The following is an 18,238-nucleotide window of genomic DNA, read 5'->3' on the forward strand; positions in this document are numbered from 1 at the left end:
ATAGCTGGCAGAGGCATTTACTGTCGCGACAGCTATCGTCTATCGTCGCATCCATGGACACTTCTGCTCACATCATCGTCGCGGGAGGCGGCATCGGCGGCTTATCCCTGGCCCAGGGCCTGCGCAAGGCGGGCTTCCAGGCCACCGTGCTGGAACGCGACCCCTCGCCCGGCCATCGTCCCCAGGGTTACCGCATCAGCCTCAAGGAGACCGGCGCCGAGGCGCTGCGGGCCTGCCTGCCCCCCGGCCTGTACGACCTGGCCGTGGCCACCTCCATCCGCCCGGCCACCCGCATGACCTTCATGGACACCCGGCTGGTCCCCAAGTTCTCCAAGGACATCCCGCCCCGGCTCCCCGGCGTGGACGGCTTCGGCGTCAACCGCCTCACCCTGCGCGAGATCCTCCTGTCCGGCCTCGACGTACGCTTCGGCGCCGAGTTCACCCGGTACGAACCGCTGCCCGGCGCAGGCGTCCGCGCCCACCTCGCCGACGGCTCCACCCTGGACGGCGACCTGCTCGCCGGCGCGGACGGCGTCGGCTCCCGCGTCCGCGCCCAGCTCCTCCCCGACGCCGTCGTGGACCTGCTCGACTGGGCCCTGTACGGCCGGACCGTCCTGACGCCCGACCTGCTCGCCGCCACGCCCCCGGACCTGGTCGACACCTTCAACCGGGTCACCGCGGCCGACCACGCCGCGATCTCCGTGGCCACCTGCCGACCCTGCGCGCCGGTGGCCGAGGCCGCCGCCCGCCACGCCCCCGGCCTGGAGCTGACCGACGTCCCCGGCTACTTCTCCTGGACGCTGACCGCCCCCGGCCCCCAGCCCGACGACACCTCGCCCGCCGGCCTGCACCGGCTCGCGCTCGCCACGGTCGCCGGCTGGCACGAGGGCGTACGCCGGATCGTCGAGCGGGCCGACCCCGAGGCGACGTTCCTGGTGCGCACCCACTCCGCCCGGCGCGTGCGCCCCTGGGACGAGCCCGCGGTGACCCTGCTCGGCGACGCCGTGCACAGCATGAGCCCGAGCCGCGGCGAGGGCGCGAACGTGGCGCTGCGCGACGCCCGCACCCTGTGCGCGAACCTGGCCTCGGCCGCCGCCGAGGGCCGCCCGCCGGCCGAGGCGAAGACGGCCTACGAGCACGCCATGCTCGACTACGCCTTCACCGCCGTCGAGGAGTCTTTGCGGCAGCCGTTCGCCCCCTTCACCCGCCCGGCCCGGCCTTCCGCGCGCTGAACCGCGCCGGGAGTACGGAAGGGGCCCAGGTGACGATAGCCTCGTCCCGTGCTGGAAAAGATCGCAGCCACCCGATATGTGACCCCGCTGCGAGAGGGCGGGTCGCTGCCGGGCGTCATCGAGGCCGATGACCTCGGCACGTACGTCGTGAAGTTCCGCGAGGCGGGCCAGGGCCGCCGGGTGCTGGTCGCGGAGATCATCGCCGCCGAGCTCGGCCGCCGGCTCGGGCTGCGCACGCCCGAGCTCAAGCTCATCGACCTCGACCCGCAGCTCGGCGTCCGCGAGCCCGACGAGGAGGTCCAGGACCTCCTCAAGGCCAGCACCGGTCTCAACCTGGCGGTCGACTTCCTGCCCGGCGCGCTCGGCTTCGACCCGCTGGGCTGGATCCCCGACCCGGTGTTCGCCTCCCGGGTGGTCTGGTTCGACGGCCTGATCCACAACGTCGACCGGAGCTGGCGCAACCCCAACCTCCTGGTCTGGCACCGCGACATCTGGCTCATCGACCACGGCGCGGCCCTGTGGTTCCACCACAACTGGCGCACGGCCGACCCGCAGCGCGTGTTCGACGCCGGCGACCACGTGCTCGCGCCGTTCGCGGCCGACGTGCGGGCCGCGGGCGACGACCTGGCCGGCCGGATCACCCGCGAACTGCTCGCCGAGGTGACGGCCCTGGTGCCCGACGAGTGGCTCGACGGCGAGCCGGGGTTCGACTCCGCCCGCGACGTGCGCGAGGCTTACACCGACCATCTGCTGCGCCGGGCGCACGGGCCGCGCGAGTGGCTGCTGTACCGCCCCGGCAAGGAGCACAAGGCGTCCGGGCCCGGGTCGGTCGGCGAGTTCTGGCGGGGAGGCAGCCGGTGACCAGAGACGTCTACGAGTACGCGGTGATCCGCGTCATGCCCAAGGTGGAGCGCGGCGAGCTGATCAACGCCGGCGTGCTGCTCTACTGCCAGCCGCGCGACTACCTGTGCGCGCGCGTCCACCTCGACCCGACCCGGCTGAGAGCCCTCGACCCCGGGGCCGACCTCGACGGCGTGCGCCACGCGCTCAGCGCCTACGAGCGGGCCTGCGGCGACCGGCCGGGCCCGCTCGCGGACGAGCCGCTGGGCGGCCGGTTCCGCTGGCTGACCGCGCCGCGCAGCACGATCGTCCAGACCGGGCCGGTGCACGCGGGGCTCACCGTCGACCCCGACATCGAGCTGGCCCGCCTCTTCGACAAGCTGGTACGCCTCTAGACGGGACGTCTCAGAACAACACCGACATGAAGGTGTCCACCTCGCGGAAGCCCACCTTGCGGTAGACGGCCCGCGCCGAGTGGTTGTAGTCGTTGACGTAGAGCGACACGACGGGGGCGAAGCAGCTCATCGCGGCCTCCACGACCGCCGCCATGCCCGCCACCGCGTGGCCCTTGCCCCGCAGGTCGGGGGCCACCCACACGCCCTGGATCTGGCAGGCGTGCGGCGTGACCGCGCCCACCTCGGCCTTGAACACCACCCGGCCGCCGTCGATGCGCGCGTAGGAGCGGCCGATGCGGATCAGCTCGGCGACCCGCGTGCGGTAGAGCGCGCCGCCGTCGCCGAGGTTGGGCGAGACGCCCACCTCCTCGGTGAACATCGCCACGCACGCGGGCAGCAGGATGTCGAACTCCTCCGGCCGCACCCGGCGCACCAGCGGATCGGCCGGCACGGGAGCCTTGCTGGAGGTCGCCATCACCGGCTGCGCCCACCGGATGGCGCGTGCCCTGCCCCAGTGCGGCTCCAGCCGCTCCCACAACAGGGACACCGCCTCGACGGGCCCCACGATGGACGAGCACCTGCGCCCCTGCTTGCGGGCACGGTCGGCGAACGCGTGCACGGCCTCAGGACCGGCGTTGACCGGCACCATGTTCGCGCCGGCGTAACAGAGCGACACGAGCCCGCCGCGCGGCCCGAACCCCCACATCTGCCCCCCGAGGCGTGCCGGATTGAGTCCGACGGCCCGCACCCGGGAGGAGACGAAGACGTTGGCGACCGGATCGCAGTCAAGCAGGGCGAGAACCTCGTCCCGGTCGCTGTCGTCGAGCACGCGCGACGCCGATGTACGCAGCATCACATGGTCAGACTACGCGAACGTCCCCCGAATAGCTCACCGGGACAGCACGTCGGTGAGCCGATCGTGACCCTGCGCACCTCCCGACGCCATGTGGGCGGCCGGGCTCGGGTCCGGCAGTGCGGCGCAGGACACCGTCCGGGACGGCAGCGTGCCGTCGGCCAGGTACGCCGCGAGGTAGCCGTCCACGCACCGGTTGCCGGCCAGCGACACGCCGTGGTTGCCGCCCTCGTCGATCACCATGCCGCTGCGCGGGAAACGCCGCTGCATGGCCAGCGCCCCCCGGTACGGCGTCGCGGCGTCGTCGCGCGACTGCAGGAACAGCACCTGCGGCAGCTTCGGCGAGGTGTGCACCGCGACCGGCGTGCCGCCCTTGACCGGCCAGAACGCGCACGGCGCGTTGAACCAGGCGTTCGGCCAGGTCAGGAACGGCGCCCTGCGGTGGAGCCGGGTCATGTCGGTGCGCCACTTGGCCCAGTCGCGCGGCCACGCCGCGTCGCGGCACTGCACGCCCAGGTAGACGGCGTAGCCGTTCTCGTCGTCGGCGTCGTTCTTGCCACGCCGGTTGTACGCCTCCACCAGCGGCTTCACATCGCCCTTGCGGACGTAGGCGGACCAGGCCCGCGCGAACTCCGGCCACACCCGGTCGGTGTACCCGCCGAGGGTGAAGGTGTCGTCCAGCTCGCTCGGCCCCACCACGCCGCCGGCCGGGCGGGTGCGCAGCCGGTCGCGCATCGCGTAGTAGGCGAACGAGGTCTGCTTCAGCGTGCCGCCCAGCCGGTAGACGTCGTTGTGCCGGGCCGTCCAGGCGAGGAAGGCGCGGTGGCGGCGTTCGAAGGCGACGTCCTGGCCCAGGTTCGACCGGTACCAGACGCCCTCGGGGTTGACCGTGCTGTCCATGACGAGCCGCCTGACCCGCTGCGGGAACAGGGTCGCGTAGACGGCACCGAGATAGGTGCCGTACGAGTAGCCCAGGTAGCTGATCTTCTCCTCGCCCAGCGCCGCCCTGATCGTGTCCATGTCCCTGGCCGAGTTCTCGGTCGTCAGGTACGGCAACATCCAGGACCAGTGGTCGCCGCAGCGGGTGGCGTAATCGCCGGCCCGGGCCAGGAGCCTGCTCTCGTCGGCCGCCGAGTGCGGCACCGCGTCGGGCCTCGGCGCCCGGTAGTAGGTGTCGGGGTCCACACAGTGGATCGACGGCTCGCTGCCGCCGACCCCGCGCGGGTCGAACCCCACGACGTCGTAGCGCTCACCCAGCCGGTTCGGCAGCCCGTTCGAGACGAACTCGGTCAGGTCGCGGCCCGAGGCCCCCGGCCCGCCCGGGTTGATCAGCAGCGTGCCGAGATGGTTGCCGTCCCTGGACACCTTGGCCTTGATGCGGTTGATCGCCAGCTTGATCGACTGCCCCCAGGGGTCGCGGTAGTCGAGCGGCACGCGTACGGTGGCGCACTCCAGGTCGGCCCGGACCGTCTTGCCCTCCTTCGCCGGGCACGGCTCCCAGACCACCTGCTGCACCTTCGTGGCCGCGCCCCTGCCGGCCGACGCCACACCGTCCGCGCTGACAACCCCGGCGACCAGCACCGCGATGCCGACGGCAACACTGAATACGCGCTTCACCCAGCCCCTCCCCCTCGTCATGGCCCTGTGATGCTCCCGTGGGCGACGGGGTCATGACTCTGGGTATGGGGAAACGCTTGCCACTTTGTAATGGGCCCATTGCAACGGGTAACCGGGCCCCGGGGGCACTCAGCCCACGGTCACCTGGGGCCCGGAGACGGCGTCGTCGTCGAGGTCGACCTCGACGCCCATCTCCTCGGCCAGGCGCAGGGCCTCCTCGATCAGGGTCTCGACGATCTGCGACTCGGGCACGGTCTTGATGACCTCGCCCTTGACGAAGATCTGGCCCTTGCCGTTGCCGGAGGCGACGCCGAGGTCGGCCTCGCGGGCCTCGCCGGGACCGTTGACCACGCAGCCCATGACGGCCACCCGCAGCGGGACCTTGAGCCCCTCCAGGCCCGCCTGGACCTGCTCGGCCAGCGTGTAGACGTCGACCTGTGCCCGGCCGCACGACGGGCAGGAGACGATCTCCAGCCCCCGCTCGCGCAGCCCGAGGGACTCCAGGATCTGGGCGCCGACCTTGACCTCCTCGACGGGAGGCGCCGACAGCGAGACGCGGATGGTGTCGCCGATGCCCTCGGCCAGCAGCGCGCCGAACGCCACGGCGGACTTGACCGTGCCCTGGAAGGCGGGGCCGGCCTCGGTGACGCCGAGGTGCAGCGGGTAGTCGCACTTGGCGGCGAGCAGCCGGTAGGCGTTGATCATGACGACCGGGTCGTTGTGCTTGACCGAGATCTTGATGTCCCGGAATCCGTGCTCCTCGAACAGCGAGCACTCCCACAGCGCGGACTCGACCAGCGCCTCGGGCGTGGCCTTGCCGTACTTCTGGAGCAGGCGGGGGTCGAGCGACCCGGCGTTGACGCCGATCCTGATCGGCACGCCGTGGTCGGCGGCCGCCCTGGCGATCTCGCCCACCTTGTCGTCGAACTTCTTGATGTTCCCGGGGTTGACGCGGACCGCCGCGCAGCCCGCCTCGATGGCCGCGAACACGTACTTCGGCTGGAAGTGGATGTCGGCGATGACCGGGATCTGGGACTTCTTCGCGATGATCGGCAGCGCATCCGCGTCGTCCTGCGACGGGACGGCCACGCGCACGATCTGGCAGCCGGACGCCGTCAGCTCGGCGATCTGCTGCAACGTGGCGTTGACGTCGGCGGTGACCGTCGTCGTCATCGACTGGACGGAGACGGGCGCGTCGCCGCCCACGGGAACGCTGCCGACCATGATCTGGCGGGAGTGCCGGCGTTCGGCGAGCGGCTTGGGGCGGACCGTCGGGATGCCAAGTGCTACAGAAGACATTTCTACCCTTAGGTGTGACGACGCTACCCAGTCTAGGTAGCTAGAGGGACTGCCCGGCTGTGAGTTCGGCCGCACGCGCCCGGGCCCAGGCGTCGGCGGCCAGCACCTCCTCCACGCTGGAGGCCGGGGTGACGCGGTGTTCCTCGACGACCTTGGCGACCGTGTCGACGATCGCGGGGAAGCGCAGCCCGCCCCTGGTGAACGCCTCGACGCAGACCTCGTTGGCGGCGTTGTAGACGGCGGGCGCGGTGCCGCCCTCGGCGCCGACGTGCCTGGCCAGCGCGACGGCCGGGAAGGCCGCGTCGTCGAGCGGCTCGAAGGTCCAGGTGTGGGCCTTGGTCCAGTCGACGGGCCGGGCCGCGCCGGGCACGCGGGCCGGGTGGGCCAGCGCGAGCGCGATCGGCAGGCGCATGTCGGGCGGGCTGGCCTGGGCGATGGTGGAGCCGTCGACGTACTCGACCATGGAGTGGATCACCGACTGCGGGTGGACCACGACCTCGATGCGGTCGAAGCCGATGTCGAACAGCAGGTGGGCCTCGATGACCTCCAGCCCCTTGTTGACCAGGGTGGCGGAGTTGATGGTGATGACCGGGCCCATGGACCAGGTGGGGTGGGCCAGCGCCATCTCGGGGGTGACGTCGGCCATCTCCTCGCGCTTCATGCCCCTGAACGGGCCGCCGCTGGCGGTGATGACGAGCTGCTTGACGGCGGCGGCGTCGTGGCCGCCGGGACCGGCCGCCCACAGGCACTGCTGCACCGCCGAGTGCTCGGAGTCGACCGGGAGGATCTGCCCCGGCGCGGCCAGCCGCTTGACCAGCGGCCCGCCGATGATCAGGGACTCCTTGTTGGCCAGCGCGAGCGTGCGGCCGGCCTCCAGGGCGACCAGCGTGGACGTCAGGCCCAGCGCGCCGGTGATGCCGTTGAGCACGGTGTCGCACCGCCAGGCCGCGACCTCGGCGACGCCCTCGTGGCCGCCCAGCACGACGGGGGACGCCCCGCGCGCGGCCAGCGCCTCCTTCAGCGCCGGGACGGCGGCGGCGTCGGCCACCGCCACGACCTCCACGCCGAACTCGGCCGCCTGCGCGGCCAGCGCCTCGACCCTGCCGCCCCCCGCCGCGAGCCCGGTGACCTTGAACCCGGCGGGGTCTGCGGCGATGACGTCGAGGGCCTGGGTGCCGACCGAGCCGGTGGAGCCGAGCACGACGACGGAGCGGAGGGTCTCTGCATGCACCTGTCCATTGTCCCCGCTGCCGGACGCGGACGGGCACGTGAGGGGCTCCCTGCCGCGATCCCGTCCCTTAAGTGACGCGAGATAACCGAGACCATTTATGTCCAAATATCGCTATATCGGGATGCGCATATCTTGAGAAATCCCGATTATTGTGCGGCTACCTTCCAACCTCAGATCCGGTTTCGGGAGGTTACGTAATGCACCGCAGATTTGCCCTGCTCTCCATTCTCACCCTCGCCACGGGGAGCATCGCCCTGCTCCCCGGCACCGCGGCGCAGGCCGGCGCGGCACCCCGTCCCGCCCAGCACGCGGCCGCGGACTCGACGTCCGAGCAACGGCAGGTCACGCGGTACTGGACCGAGGGCCGCATGGAGAGCGCTCAGCCGCTCGACCTGCCCGCGCCCAAGAGCGGCGGGAAGGCCGGCCTCAGCGCGGCGGCCGAGCCCGGCTACGCCGCCGGCCGGCGCCCCTTCGGCACCCGGCCGGCCACCAAGCTGCTGACCACCCCGCAGTGGAACGCCGGCGAGGACGTCGACTTCGACGTGGCCGCCGCCGTGGTGGCCCAGGTGGACGGCAAGAGCCTGGTGGACGTGGTCGGCGGCCAGGGCGTGGCCTTCAACCAGCGGCGCGGCCGGCAGATGCACTCCTTCGGCTACCCGGCGGCGGCCCCGTACGACGGCTCGAAGCTGATCTACTGCAGCGGCCGCACGTTCGACGACTTCCTGCTCTCCGACGACCTCGCGCTGACCTGCGACATGACCGGCGGCGCGAGCGGCGGTCCGTGGATGCTGAATTTCAATGAGTCGACCGGTCTCGGCACGCAGAACTCGGTCAACAGCTTCAAATACAACTTCGCCCCCAACTGGATGTTCGGCCCGTATTTCGGAAACGAAGCTCAGGCCGTCTACCAAGCAGCGCAAAACACCAACGCACTCTGATCATTTTACGGAAAGTAGCCACAAGAACACATCTCGTGGTGCACACTCTGGGGCCATGACCCTGAGCACCTCCCTGCTGGCGGCCGCCCCGCTGATCGTGGGGTTGACGGGGCCGGCGATCCTCGGCGCGGTCCCCGGCCAGCAGCAGGTTGACCGTCCCGTCGTCGAGCACTCCGCGGCCCGGCAGAGCCTGGTGGTCGAGCACGAGGCCGCCCGGAACGACGCCGAGCAGCGGCGCGTGCTCGGCTACTGGACCCCGCAACGCATGGCGGCGGCCCTGCCCATCGGCCTGCTCGACTCCGTGACCGACGGCGACGGCCTGCTCAGCGGCCTGACCGGCCGCGGCGGCGTGCGGGCGACGCCCGGCGTGTCCGGCGGCCACACCGCGATCAACCTCGGCCGGCGGCACCAGGCGTCGTCCAGGCCCCAGGCCAGCACGATCGGCTCGCGCTGGAGCACCGGCGGGGCCGTGACCAGGACCACCGGCCGGGTGTTCCTGACCCTGGCGGGCGCCGACTTCGTCTGCTCGGCCAGCACGGTCACGAGCGCCAGCAAGGACCTCGTCGTCACCGCCGGCCACTGCGTCAAGGACGGCGCCGGCGAGTGGGCCGGGAACTGGACGTTCGTCCCCGGCTACGGCACGGGCGGCGAGCAGCCCTACGGCCAGTACGCGGCCCGCCGCATGTTCGTCTCCGCCCCCTGGTCGCGCTCGGCCGACGACAACCACGACGTCGGCATGGTCGCCCTGGCCACCTCGGGCGGCCGGCACGTCGCCGACGTGGTGGGCACCCAGGACATCGCCTTCAACGCCCGGCGCGGCGGCCAGACCTACGGCTTCGGCTACCCGGCCGACCCGCCCTACGACGGCGACCAGCTCGTCTACTGCGCGGGGCGGCTGCGCGACGACCCGTACAAGCAGACGCGCGACCAGGGGCTCGGCTGCGCCATGACCGCCGGTTCGAGCGGCGGGCCCTGGATGTCCGGCTTCGATCCGATGACCGGCCGCGGCACGATCACCTCGCTGAGCAGCTTCAAGTACAGCGACGACCAGCACACCATGTACGGCCCGTACTTCGGCCAGGCCGCCAAGGCGCTCTACGCCACGGCCGAGCGCGCCTGAGACGATCTCCGCCTTGAGCGCGGACCCCGCGGCGTTCGGCGTTCGCGGCAACCGCCCCGCGCCTTCCGGCGCGGGGCGGGCCGGGAGCTACAGCGACAGGCCGGTGAGCACCATGACCTTCTCGTAGGTCAGGTCCTCCATGGCCGAGTGCAGGCCCTCGCGGCCGATGCCGGAGTCCTTCACGCCGCCGTACGGCATCTGGTCGGCCCGGTACGACGGCACGTCACCGATGATCACGCCGCCGACCTCCAGCTCGCGGTTGGCCCGGAAGGCGGCGTCCAGCGAACGGGTGAAGACGCCGGCCTGGAGGCCGTACCTGGAGTCGTTCACCAGGGCGTACGCCTCGTCGATCGACGCGACCGGCTGGAGGATCAGGACCGGCCCGAAGACCTCCTCGCAGGCCACCTTGGCGTCGTGCGGGACGTCGGCCAGCACGGTCGGCGCGACCGTGGCGCCCTCGCGGGTGCCGCCGGCCAGGACGCGGGCGCCGGCGGCGACCGCCTCCCGCACCCACTGCTCCACGCGCTCGGCGGCGGCCTCCGACACCAGCGGCCCGACCTGGGTCTTCTCATCGGCGGGGTCGCCCGTGACGAGCCCGGCGACGGCCGGCAGCAGGCGCTCGACGAAGGCGTCGTAGACCGGCTGCTCGACGATCACCCGCTGGACGGCGATGCAGCTCTGGCCCGCCTGGTAGTTGGAGAACAGGGCGATGCGCTGCGCGGCCCAGTCGAGGTCGGCGTCGGCCAGCACGACGGCCGCGGCGTTGCCGCCCAGCTCCAGGGTCACGTGCTTGCGCGGCACCTGGTCGGCGATGGCGTAGCCGACGGGCGCGGAACCGGTGAAGGAGACCACGGGCAGGCGGGGGTCGTCCACGAGGGCGGCGGCGCGCTCGTTCTGGACGGGCAGCACCGAGAACATGCCGGCGGGCAGGTCGGTCTCGGCCAGGATCTCGCCGAGGACCAGCGAGGACAGCGGCGTGGCGGGCGCGGGCTTGACGATGATCGGGGCGCCGACGGCGATGGCGGGCGCGACCTTGTGGGCGACCAGGTTCAGCGGGAAGTTGAACGGGGTGATCGCCAGCACCGGGCCCTTGGGCACGCGGGAGACGTAGGCGAGACGGCCCGCGGCGGCCGGCTCGGTGTCGAGCCGCTGCACCTGGCCGGACCAGCGACGGGCCTCCTCGGCGGCGAAGCGGAACGTGGAGATGGCGCGGTTGACCTCGCCGCGGGCCCAGAAGATGGGCTTGCCGTTCTCGGCGGTGATCAGCTGGGCGATCTCCTCGGCCCGCTCGGCCAGCCGGCGCGAGACGTGGGCCAGGGCCTCGGCACGTACGTGCACGGGCAGGGCGGCGGCCTCGCGCGAGACCGCGTGGGCGGCCGCGACGGCCTCCTCGACCTGAGCATCGGTCGGTACGGAATACCGGCCGACCTCACGACCGTCATGGGGGTTGGTCACGGTGAGATCGGTTTCGCCGGTGGCGGGCCGGCCGGCAAGCCAGAAGGTACGCACGTCCATACCCACGACGTTATGCCAAGCGGGAGTTCGGGGATTTACACCAGGGTGCACAAGACTCCCACGAGCGCTCACCGTTAAGTACAAGCCCTGGTGTATACCCATGATGTAACAGAAGTAGACCCAATTCGGGATGTTTACCATGCGGAGTGGTTTGAGCGATCTCCGCTATGGCTAAGTCATCGAGTGCGGGTCTCCAGCGCGGTGGGCCCCCGACTCAGAAAGGCGTGGGCCCCGTGACCGAGCAATGTGAGGTCACAAGGACACTGAGCTCCTTGGTCGTTGGGGAGGTCGCATGACCTCGACGCCGCTGGGCCTGCAGGGCGCCTACCTGCTGGGCGAGCGCGCAACCCACGACGAACTCCGTTCCCGCCTGCTCGACGTGGCCGTGAACCTGCTCCAGAGCGAGGGTCCCGACAGTCTGACCATGCGCAGGATCGCGGCCGAGGCCGGCTGCACGACGACCGTCATCTACACGATGTTCGGCAACCGGGAGGGCCTGGCCGAGGCGCTTTACCTGGAGGGTTTCGAGCGGTTTCGCCGCTTTCTCGAAGCGGTTCCGCAGCGGCGCAACCCTCTGGAGTACCTGACCGCGCTCGGCCCCGCCTACCGGCAGGCGTGCCTGACCGAGCCCGGCTACTACAGCCTGATGTTCGAGCGGGCCATCCCCGGTTTCGAACCCAGCGAGCGGGCCAGGACGCTCGCCCGCGCGGCGCTGAACATCCTCGACCGGGTGATCGCCGACTGCATCTCCGCCGGCCACCTGACGCCGACCCAGCCGCGCAAGATCGCCGACGCGCTCTGGGCCGCCGCGCAGGGCGCGATCAGCCTGGAACGGGCCGGCCACCTGCGGGACGACCGCACGTACGAGGCGGTCACCCTGGCCACCATCTGCTGCTACCTGGTGGACAAGGACAGCCTGCCGTCGGCCCCCGGCCGCTGAGGACCCGGAGGTCAGCGGCGGGCGGCCTCCAGGGCGAGCCAGAGTTCGGCGCGCACGCCCGGGTCGTCGAGGTCGCGGCCGAGGAGTTCGGCCACGCGGCGCATGCGGTAGCGCAGCGTGTGCCGGTGGACGCCGAGCCGCTGGGCTGCGGCGTCCCAGTGGCCGTTGCTGTCGAGGTAGGCGCGCAGGGACTCGACCAGGTCGGCCCGGGAGCCGTACGCGGTGAGCGGGGCCAGCAGCGCGCCGGAGAACGCGCGCAGGGCGTCGGCGTCCAGCAGCGCGAGCAGCCCTTGCCCGGCCAGGTCGGCGAACCGCACCACGCCGCCGTCGCTGTGGGCCAGCGCCCGCCGCGCCTGGCCGAGCGCGTCACGCAGGCCGTCGTAGCGGCAGGGTGAGCTCAGGCCGACCGGCCCCTCCGCCTCCCGCGCCACCTTCTCCGCAACCCCCTCCGACACCAGACAGACGACCACCGCCCCGCGACCACCGGCACCGCCGGGGCCTCGACGCCCGCCACCGTCGTGCCCGCCGCTTCCGCCGCTGCCGCCTCCGCTGGTGTCGCCGCCGTCCGCGCCGTCGAGGAGGGCGGTGAAGCCGTGCGGCTCCAGGGCCTCCAGGGCGCCCGCGTCCGCCGCCAGCACCACCAGCGGCTCGCCGGGCAGCCGCGCGCCGAGCGTTCCCGTCACCGCCCGCGCCTGCTCGACCGCACCACCCAGCAGCAGTCCGAGCACGGCCGAGCGGAGCCGCCGCCCGGCCTCCCGCTGCGCCCTGCCCTGCTCCATGGCGAGCGTCAGCAGCGAGCCGGCGGCGTTGATCACCGTGTGGGTCACCGGCGAGAAGGGCCTGCTCGCGCCGACCGCGAAGAAGCCGCGCGGCCGGGGCCCGCCGCCGAGCGGCTGGATCACGATGTGCTCGTCGGGCCCGGACAACGCGAGACTCGCCGGCATCCGCTCACCCCCCTGGCCCCCACGCGCCCGCTCACCGACCGGGCCTCCGGCGGAGGCGCGGTCGTCTGCGGGGCCGCGGTCGTCCGGGGCGGTCTGGTCGGGCTGGGGTCTTCCCAGGGCGCCGGTACGCAGGCGGCGCAGCTCGGCCACCACGACCGGCACGTCGGCGCCGGGGGTGGCGTGCCGGACCTCGCCCGTCTCGTCGAGCAGGGCGGCCCAGCCGTCGATCTCCTTGGCCACCCGGTCGATGACCGCGTGCATGCCCTCCGGCCGCAGCGCCGCCCGGGTGAGCCGTCCCTGCGCGGCGAAGGCGCGGGTGATCTCGTCGTACTGCTCGGCCGCGAGCAGCTCGCTGACCACCTTGCCGATGGCGATGAACGGCGTCTCGCGCGGCACCTCGAACAGCGGGAGCCCGGCCTCGTCGGCGGCCCTCACCAGGGCGGGCGGGACGTGTTCGTGGGAGAGCCCGACGCCGAAGCCGAGCCCGGCCACCTCGCGCCCCACCAGCCGGGCGACATATCCCGAGAAGTCGCCCTCCAGGCGGATCCCCGTCGTCAGCAGCAGCTCCGAGCCCTCAAGGAACGGGGTCGGGTCCTCCAGCTCGCTGACCGCCACCCAGCGCACCTCCGCGTCGAGCGCCTCGGAGGCCGCCGCGCCCGCCAGCGGACGCAGCCCCATCCGTCGCACCACGGTGCGCAGCGAAGGTGCCATACGAGTTTGTCCATTCCGGCAAAGGCGAGCACCCCCAGTGTGCCATATCGACGTATCGGCCCAGGTGGGAGCCCAACGTAGCGTCGAGCCCATGAGCATTCCCCAGGAGCGGCGCGTCATGACCGCGATCCCAGGCCCCAAGTCGCAGGAGCTGCTGGCCCGCAAGCAGGCCGCCGTCCCGTCCGGCATCGGCACCACGCTGCCGGTCTTCGTCACCCGCGCCGGCGGCGGCATCCTCCAGGACGCCGACGGGAACTCTCTGATCGACTTCGGCTCCGGCATCGCCGTGACCAACGTGGGCAACTCCGCGCCGAAGGTCGTCGAGCGGGTCCAGAAGCAGGTGGCCGACTTCACCCACACCTGTTTCATGGTCACCCCGTACGAGTCGTACGTGCAGGTCTGCGAGAAGCTCAACGAGCTGACCCCCGGCGACCACGAGAAGCGCACCTTCCTGGTGAACTCGGGCGCCGAGGCCGTCGAGAACGCGGTCAAGGTGGCCCGGCACGCCACCGGCAGGCAGGCCGTCGTGGTGTTCGACCACGGCTACCACGGCCGCACGCTGCTCTCGATGACCATGACCGCCAAGAACCTGCCGTACAAGCAGGGCTTCGGCCCGTACGCGCCCGAGGTGTACCGGGTGCCGCTGGCCTACCCGTTCCGCTGGCCGACGGGCGCGGAGAACTGCGCGGAGGAGGCCGCCGCGCAGGCCATCGACCAGATCAACAAGCAGGTCGGGGCCGAGAACGTGGCCGCCGTGGTGATCGAGCCGATCGCCGGCGAGGGCGGCTTCATCGTCCCGGCCAGGGGCTTCCTGCCCCGGATCGCCGAGTTCTGCCGGGCGAACGGCATCGTGTTCGTGGCCGACGAGGTCCAGACCGGCTTCGCGCGTACCGGTGACCTGTTCGCCTGCGAGGACGAGGGCGTCGTCCCCGACATCATCTGCACCGCCAAGGGCATCGCGGGCGGCCTGCCGCTGGCCGCCGTGACCGGCCGCGCCGACCTGATGGACCACGTGCACGTCGGCGGCCTCGGCGGCACGTACGGCGGCAACCCGCTGGCCTGCGAGGCCGCGCTCGGCGTCCTGGAGACGATCGAGGCGGAGGACCTGGTCGCCAAGGCCCGCCGCATCGGCGAGATCATGCTCCCCCGCCTCCGGTCGCTCCAGGAGCGCTTCCCGGTGATCGGGGACGTGCGCGGACGCGGCGCGATGATCGCGATCGAGCTGGTCGAGCCGGGCACGAAGACCCCCGACCCGGCCGCCGTCCAGGAGATCGTCAAGCGCTGCCACGCCGAGGGCCTGGTGGTCCTGACCGCCGGCACGTACGGTAACGTGCTGCGCTTCCTGCCCCCGCTGGTCATGCCCGAGCACCTGCTTGAGGAGGGCCTGGGGATCCTGGAGAAGGCCATCTCCGCTCTGTAGCAAAGACCGAAAAGTCGGGCATCCAGCTTGCGGCTGGATGCCCGATTTTGTGTGTGTAACAGAGGTCACTCGGGTAGAGAATTCACCCTGACTTGACGCTCACCTAGACGATCACGGCCTCGGTCAGGGTTATAACGGATCCGGACATGCGGAGGGGCGATGACAGCTGGGAGCGTGATGAACTGGGGTCCCACCAGAACGGCACGGAGTATGTTGACGTTCGACCCTGAGGGCCTGAGCCCGGCCCAGCGCGACGGCGACGCCTGCGTGGTGTGCCACAAGAGGTGGCCGCGGCCCCGGGTCCGGGTCGGCAAACTGCCCGACAACTCCTCCGTGCTCGCCTGCACCGAATGCGCCGAGGCGCTCCTGCCCGCTCCCATGGCGACCGTGGTGGCCTTCCCGGGCCGTTGAGCCACAGCCTCCGCCGTCAGCCGCGGGTTGAAGGCCGTCAGCCGCGGGTTGGGCCGTCAGGCCGCCGCCGCCGCTTCGCGCAGGCCCCACGGCGAGCCGTACTCGCGCAGCAGGTCGAGGAACGGCACCGCGTCGAACGCCTCGGGGCCGAGCACGCCCTCGCCCTTCCAGACCCCGGTCGCCACCAGCTCCAATGCGACGACCGGATGGATCGCCGTCTGCCACACGACGGCCTGGGAGCCGTACTCCCGCATCGACCACTCGTTGTCCACCACGTGGTACAGGTACACCTCGCGCGGCGAGCCGTCCTTGCCGGTGCCCTTGACCCACGTGCCCGCGCAGGTCTTGCCGCGCATGCGGGCGCCCAGCGTCGCCGGGTCCGGCAGGCTCGCGGCGACCATGTCGCGCGGCGCCACCTCCGCCCCGCCCACCCTGATCTTGTCGGCGCTGTCGAGGCCCAGCTTGCGCAGCGTCTTGAGCACGCCGATGAACTCCTCGCCGAGCCCGTACTTGAACGTCACCCGCCGCGCCGGGATCCACCTCGGGACGAGCAGCACCTCCTCGTGCTCGACGTTCACGCACTCCACGGGCCCGATCCCGTCGGGGAAGTCGAACACCTCGGGCTCGCTGAACGGCTCGGTGGTGCGCCACTGCCCGTCCTCCCAGACGACGGGCGGGTTCAGGCACTCCTCGATCGTGGTCCAGATCGAGAACGTGGGCGCGAAGTCGTAGCCGTCGACGACGAGGTTGGCGCCGTCCCTGATGCCGATCTCGTCGATCTCGTCGAACAGGTGGTCGGCGGCGTAGCGGGCGAACACGTCCGCGAGCCCCGGCTCGACGCCCATGCCGACCAGCGCGAGCCGGCCCGCGCCGCGCCACTCGCCGTCGCGCTCGAACTGCCGGTCCCCCAGCTTCACCCCCGGCTTGCGGTACGGCTCGCGCGGATGCGGCTTCGACAGCGACATCGCCATGTCCAGGTAGTGCGCCCCGGCCTCCAGGGCGGCCTCGAACAGCGGCATCGTGAAGCGCGGATCGACCGCGTTGAACAGCACGTCACAGCGGTGCTCCCGGAGCGCCGCGACGACCTGGGCCCGGTCGGAGGCGTCCAGCTGGATGGCGGTGAAACGGGGGTCGTCCACGGCCTCGACGGCGCGGGCCGCCCGGCTCTGTTGGGAGTCGGCCACCACGATGTGTTCGTAGAAATGGCGGCGGGCGGCGATCGGGACCACGGCTGAGCCGACGCCTCCGGCGCCGACGAGAAGGATTCTCATGAAGAGAACATACTCACTGACTGGTCATTCAGTCGAATCTTTGCGCAGAAGCCTCCGGAGCCCGGGAACAGCGAGACGCCCCGGGACAGGGGGGAAGGCCCGGGGCGTCTCTGGCAGGCGCACTCGGGGGAAGCACGCCCGCGACGGGGTCGAGCGGGGGCTGCGTCTCGCCTACTCGGCGAGTGCGGCCCACCGTTTGCCCCAGACGGCGTAATCAGTGCATTCCCCGTCCTCGCCGCGGCAACCGCCCGGCGGCCGGACGGCGAAGGCGATCCGGCCGAGCCGCTTGGCGTCGCCGACGCCGTAGACGTCGCAGACGGACTTGGCCCGGCCCTTGCACGCCTTGTCGTTGGCCGGGGCGAGCCCCGCCCAGGCGGCGGCGTCACGCTGGGCGTCGGCCGCGGTCATCCAGGTCAGCCAGCGGTAGGCGCAGGTGGTGTCGGGCAGGTTGGCGCCGAGCATCCAGGAGTCGAGCCAGCCGGTGGACGCCGTGGCGCCGACCGTCCTGACCGGTTTGCCGGCCTTCTGCAGCAGCAGGCGATAGTACGGCGTGGCCTGCGCGTAATCCAGCGACCCGGTGGCGAAGCCCTTGATCAGGTCGATCGGCTTCCTCCAGTAGGTGCGCTCCTTCTGCTGCCCCAGCAGCGCCATGGCCCGGTCGAGCTGCTCCTGGCTCAGCTCGTACGGGTCCTTGACGGTGGCGTCGGTCAGCGCGGCGTCGGCGATGGTCAGCGGGCTGTCGCGGAGCGCGGCCCGGCCGGAGGCGAACGCCCGGCTCACGCTCGGGTCCTTGACCTTGGCAGAGTCGTAGATGAACTCGTGGTACCCCCACAGGTACGGCACGCCGTAGACCTTGCCGGACACCTTCACCATGTCGCGGAAACGCTCGTCGAGGTCGTCGTAGCCGCTCACCTTGGCCGGGTCGATCGGCTGCACCAGCTTGCGCGTGATCAGGTCGCCGGCCAGCGCCGGGCCCGCCGAGATCAGGTCGTACGGGCGGTCGGCGGCCGCGACGGCCCGCTCCATCTCCTCGGCGGTGCGGACGGTGTCGAGGCGGGCCAGGCGGCAGCCGGTCTCCTTCTCGAAGGAGCCGACCCAGTTGGCCTTGGGGCTGACGCCGCCGTACTCGGCGTAGCCGCGGTAGGTGAGGATCTGGAGCGTGCCGTCGCTCTGGGTGGCCGTGGGCGAGGGCGTGGCCGTCGGGGTCGGCTTGGGGCTCGGCTTGGCGGCCGGCCGCCCGGCCGCCTCTGAGGTCGGGGACACCGCTCCCGTGCCGGCGACCAGCGCCGCCGTGGCCAGTGCCACGGCGGATATGCGACGGCGTCTCACGATGTCCCCCCTTGTCCGTTGTGCTGGAGCTTACCGGGGACGGGACCGGGAGGGACGCCGGTCCCTCCCGGCGGAGGCACGACTTACCCGTTCGTGGGGAAGCCGAGGTTCACACCACCATGGGACGGATCCAGCCAACGCGAGGTCACCACCTTGCCCCGCGTGTAGAAAT

16 protein-coding genes are annotated in these 18,238 nt (G+C 71.9%); 8 read left to right on the forward strand and 8 right to left on the reverse strand.

Annotated features, from left to right (window positions below):
• Positions 1-53: 53 nt before the first annotated feature.
• From ACIHAD_RS38585 to ACIHAD_RS38595, 3 genes are read left to right on the forward strand one after another with little or no spacing between them, the layout of a single operon-like run.
• Positions 54-1,232 carry an FAD-dependent oxidoreductase gene (locus ACIHAD_RS38585; RefSeq protein ID WP_397359703.1) on the forward strand — a complete coding sequence of 393 codons (1,179 nt, stop codon included), beginning with the start codon at positions 54-56 and terminating at the stop codon, positions 1,230-1,232.
• Between the two features lie 48 nt (positions 1,233-1,280).
• On the forward strand, positions 1,281-2,093 hold the full coding sequence (locus ACIHAD_RS38590) for a HipA family kinase (RefSeq protein ID WP_397359704.1): 813 nt from the start codon (positions 1,281-1,283) through the stop codon (positions 2,091-2,093).
• Positions 2,090-2,467, forward strand: a complete 378-nt coding sequence (locus ACIHAD_RS38595; protein ID WP_397359705.1) for a DUF3037 domain-containing protein — start codon at positions 2,090-2,092, stop codon at positions 2,465-2,467. The genes ACIHAD_RS38590 and ACIHAD_RS38595 overlap by 4 nt, the downstream gene beginning before the upstream one ends.
• A gap of 10 nt (positions 2,468-2,477) precedes the next feature.
• Here ACIHAD_RS38595 and ACIHAD_RS38600 read toward each other — a convergent pair whose 3' ends face one another.
• The 4 genes from ACIHAD_RS38600 to dxr form a co-directional block, all read right to left on the reverse strand.
• Positions 2,478-3,320 (reverse strand): GNAT family N-acetyltransferase, encoded by an 843-nt coding sequence (locus ACIHAD_RS38600; RefSeq protein ID WP_397359725.1) that lies wholly within the window; start codon positions 3,318-3,320, stop codon positions 2,478-2,480.
• Between the two features lie 36 nt (positions 3,321-3,356).
• Positions 3,357-4,937: an alpha/beta hydrolase gene (locus ACIHAD_RS38605; RefSeq protein WP_397359706.1), complete on the reverse strand. Its 1,581-nt coding sequence runs from the start codon at positions 4,935-4,937 to the stop codon at positions 3,357-3,359.
• A gap of 129 nt (positions 4,938-5,066) precedes the next feature.
• Positions 5,067-6,236, reverse strand: coding sequence for a flavodoxin-dependent (E)-4-hydroxy-3-methylbut-2-enyl-diphosphate synthase (ispG, locus tag ACIHAD_RS38610; RefSeq protein WP_397359707.1), 1,170 nt, complete (start codon positions 6,234-6,236; stop codon positions 5,067-5,069).
• 40 nt (positions 6,237-6,276) lie between these two features.
• Entirely contained in the window at positions 6,277-7,467 is a 1,191-nt protein-coding gene (gene dxr / locus ACIHAD_RS38615; protein ID WP_397359708.1) for a 1-deoxy-D-xylulose-5-phosphate reductoisomerase, read from the reverse strand.
• A 197-nt stretch (positions 7,468-7,664) separates the two neighbouring features.
• On the opposite strand from dxr, the gene ACIHAD_RS38620 reads away from it, so the two are divergent.
• Positions 7,665-8,405, forward strand: a complete 741-nt coding sequence (locus tag ACIHAD_RS38620; protein WP_397359709.1) for a trypsin-like serine peptidase — start codon at positions 7,665-7,667, stop codon at positions 8,403-8,405.
• 55 nt (positions 8,406-8,460) lie between these two features.
• Positions 8,461-9,525, forward strand: coding sequence for a trypsin-like serine peptidase (locus ACIHAD_RS38625; protein ID WP_397359710.1), 1,065 nt, complete (start codon positions 8,461-8,463; stop codon positions 9,523-9,525).
• Between the two features lie 87 nt (positions 9,526-9,612).
• Here ACIHAD_RS38625 and ACIHAD_RS38630 read toward each other — a convergent pair whose 3' ends face one another.
• Complete coding sequence (locus ACIHAD_RS38630) at positions 9,613-11,040, reverse strand: aldehyde dehydrogenase family protein (RefSeq protein WP_397359711.1); 1,428 nt, start codon at positions 11,038-11,040, stop codon at positions 9,613-9,615.
• A gap of 292 nt (positions 11,041-11,332) precedes the next feature.
• Here ACIHAD_RS38630 and ACIHAD_RS38635 point away from each other — a divergent pair, with 292 nt between their 5' ends.
• The gene (locus tag ACIHAD_RS38635) at positions 11,333-11,980 is read left to right on the forward strand and encodes a TetR/AcrR family transcriptional regulator (RefSeq protein ID WP_397359712.1); all 648 of its coding nucleotides are present in this window, start codon (positions 11,333-11,335) and stop codon (positions 11,978-11,980) included.
• 11 nt (positions 11,981-11,991) lie between these two features.
• Here the strand turns inward: ACIHAD_RS38635 and ACIHAD_RS38640 are convergent, their stop codons facing one another.
• Positions 11,992-13,635 (reverse strand): PucR family transcriptional regulator, encoded by a 1,644-nt coding sequence (locus tag ACIHAD_RS38640; RefSeq protein ID WP_397359713.1) that lies wholly within the window; start codon positions 13,633-13,635, stop codon positions 11,992-11,994.
• A gap of 91 nt (positions 13,636-13,726) precedes the next feature.
• Here ACIHAD_RS38640 and gabT point away from each other — a divergent pair, with 91 nt between their 5' ends.
• Positions 13,727-15,055 carry a 4-aminobutyrate--2-oxoglutarate transaminase gene (gene gabT / locus ACIHAD_RS38645; RefSeq protein ID WP_397359714.1) on the forward strand — a complete coding sequence of 443 codons (1,329 nt, stop codon included), beginning with the start codon at positions 13,727-13,729 and terminating at the stop codon, positions 15,053-15,055.
• A 210-nt stretch (positions 15,056-15,265) separates the two neighbouring features.
• Positions 15,266-15,466, forward strand: coding sequence for a hypothetical protein (locus ACIHAD_RS38650; RefSeq protein ID WP_397359715.1), 201 nt, complete (start codon positions 15,266-15,268; stop codon positions 15,464-15,466).
• A 56-nt stretch (positions 15,467-15,522) separates the two neighbouring features.
• Here the strand turns inward: ACIHAD_RS38650 and ACIHAD_RS38655 are convergent, their stop codons facing one another.
• Both ACIHAD_RS38655 and ACIHAD_RS38660 read right to left on the reverse strand, forming a co-directional pair.
• Positions 15,523-16,737 carry a saccharopine dehydrogenase family protein gene (locus tag ACIHAD_RS38655; RefSeq protein ID WP_397359717.1) on the reverse strand — a complete coding sequence of 405 codons (1,215 nt, stop codon included), beginning with the start codon at positions 16,735-16,737 and terminating at the stop codon, positions 15,523-15,525.
• 171 nt (positions 16,738-16,908) lie between these two features.
• Positions 16,909-18,066 (reverse strand): extracellular solute-binding protein, encoded by a 1,158-nt coding sequence (locus tag ACIHAD_RS38660; protein ID WP_397359718.1) that lies wholly within the window; start codon positions 18,064-18,066, stop codon positions 16,909-16,911.
• Positions 18,067-18,238: the final 172 nt, after the last annotated feature.

It is taken from the genome of Nonomuraea sp. NPDC052265 (assembly GCF_044547985.1).
Taxonomy (GTDB): Bacteria; Actinomycetota; Actinomycetes; order Streptosporangiales; family Streptosporangiaceae; genus Nonomuraea.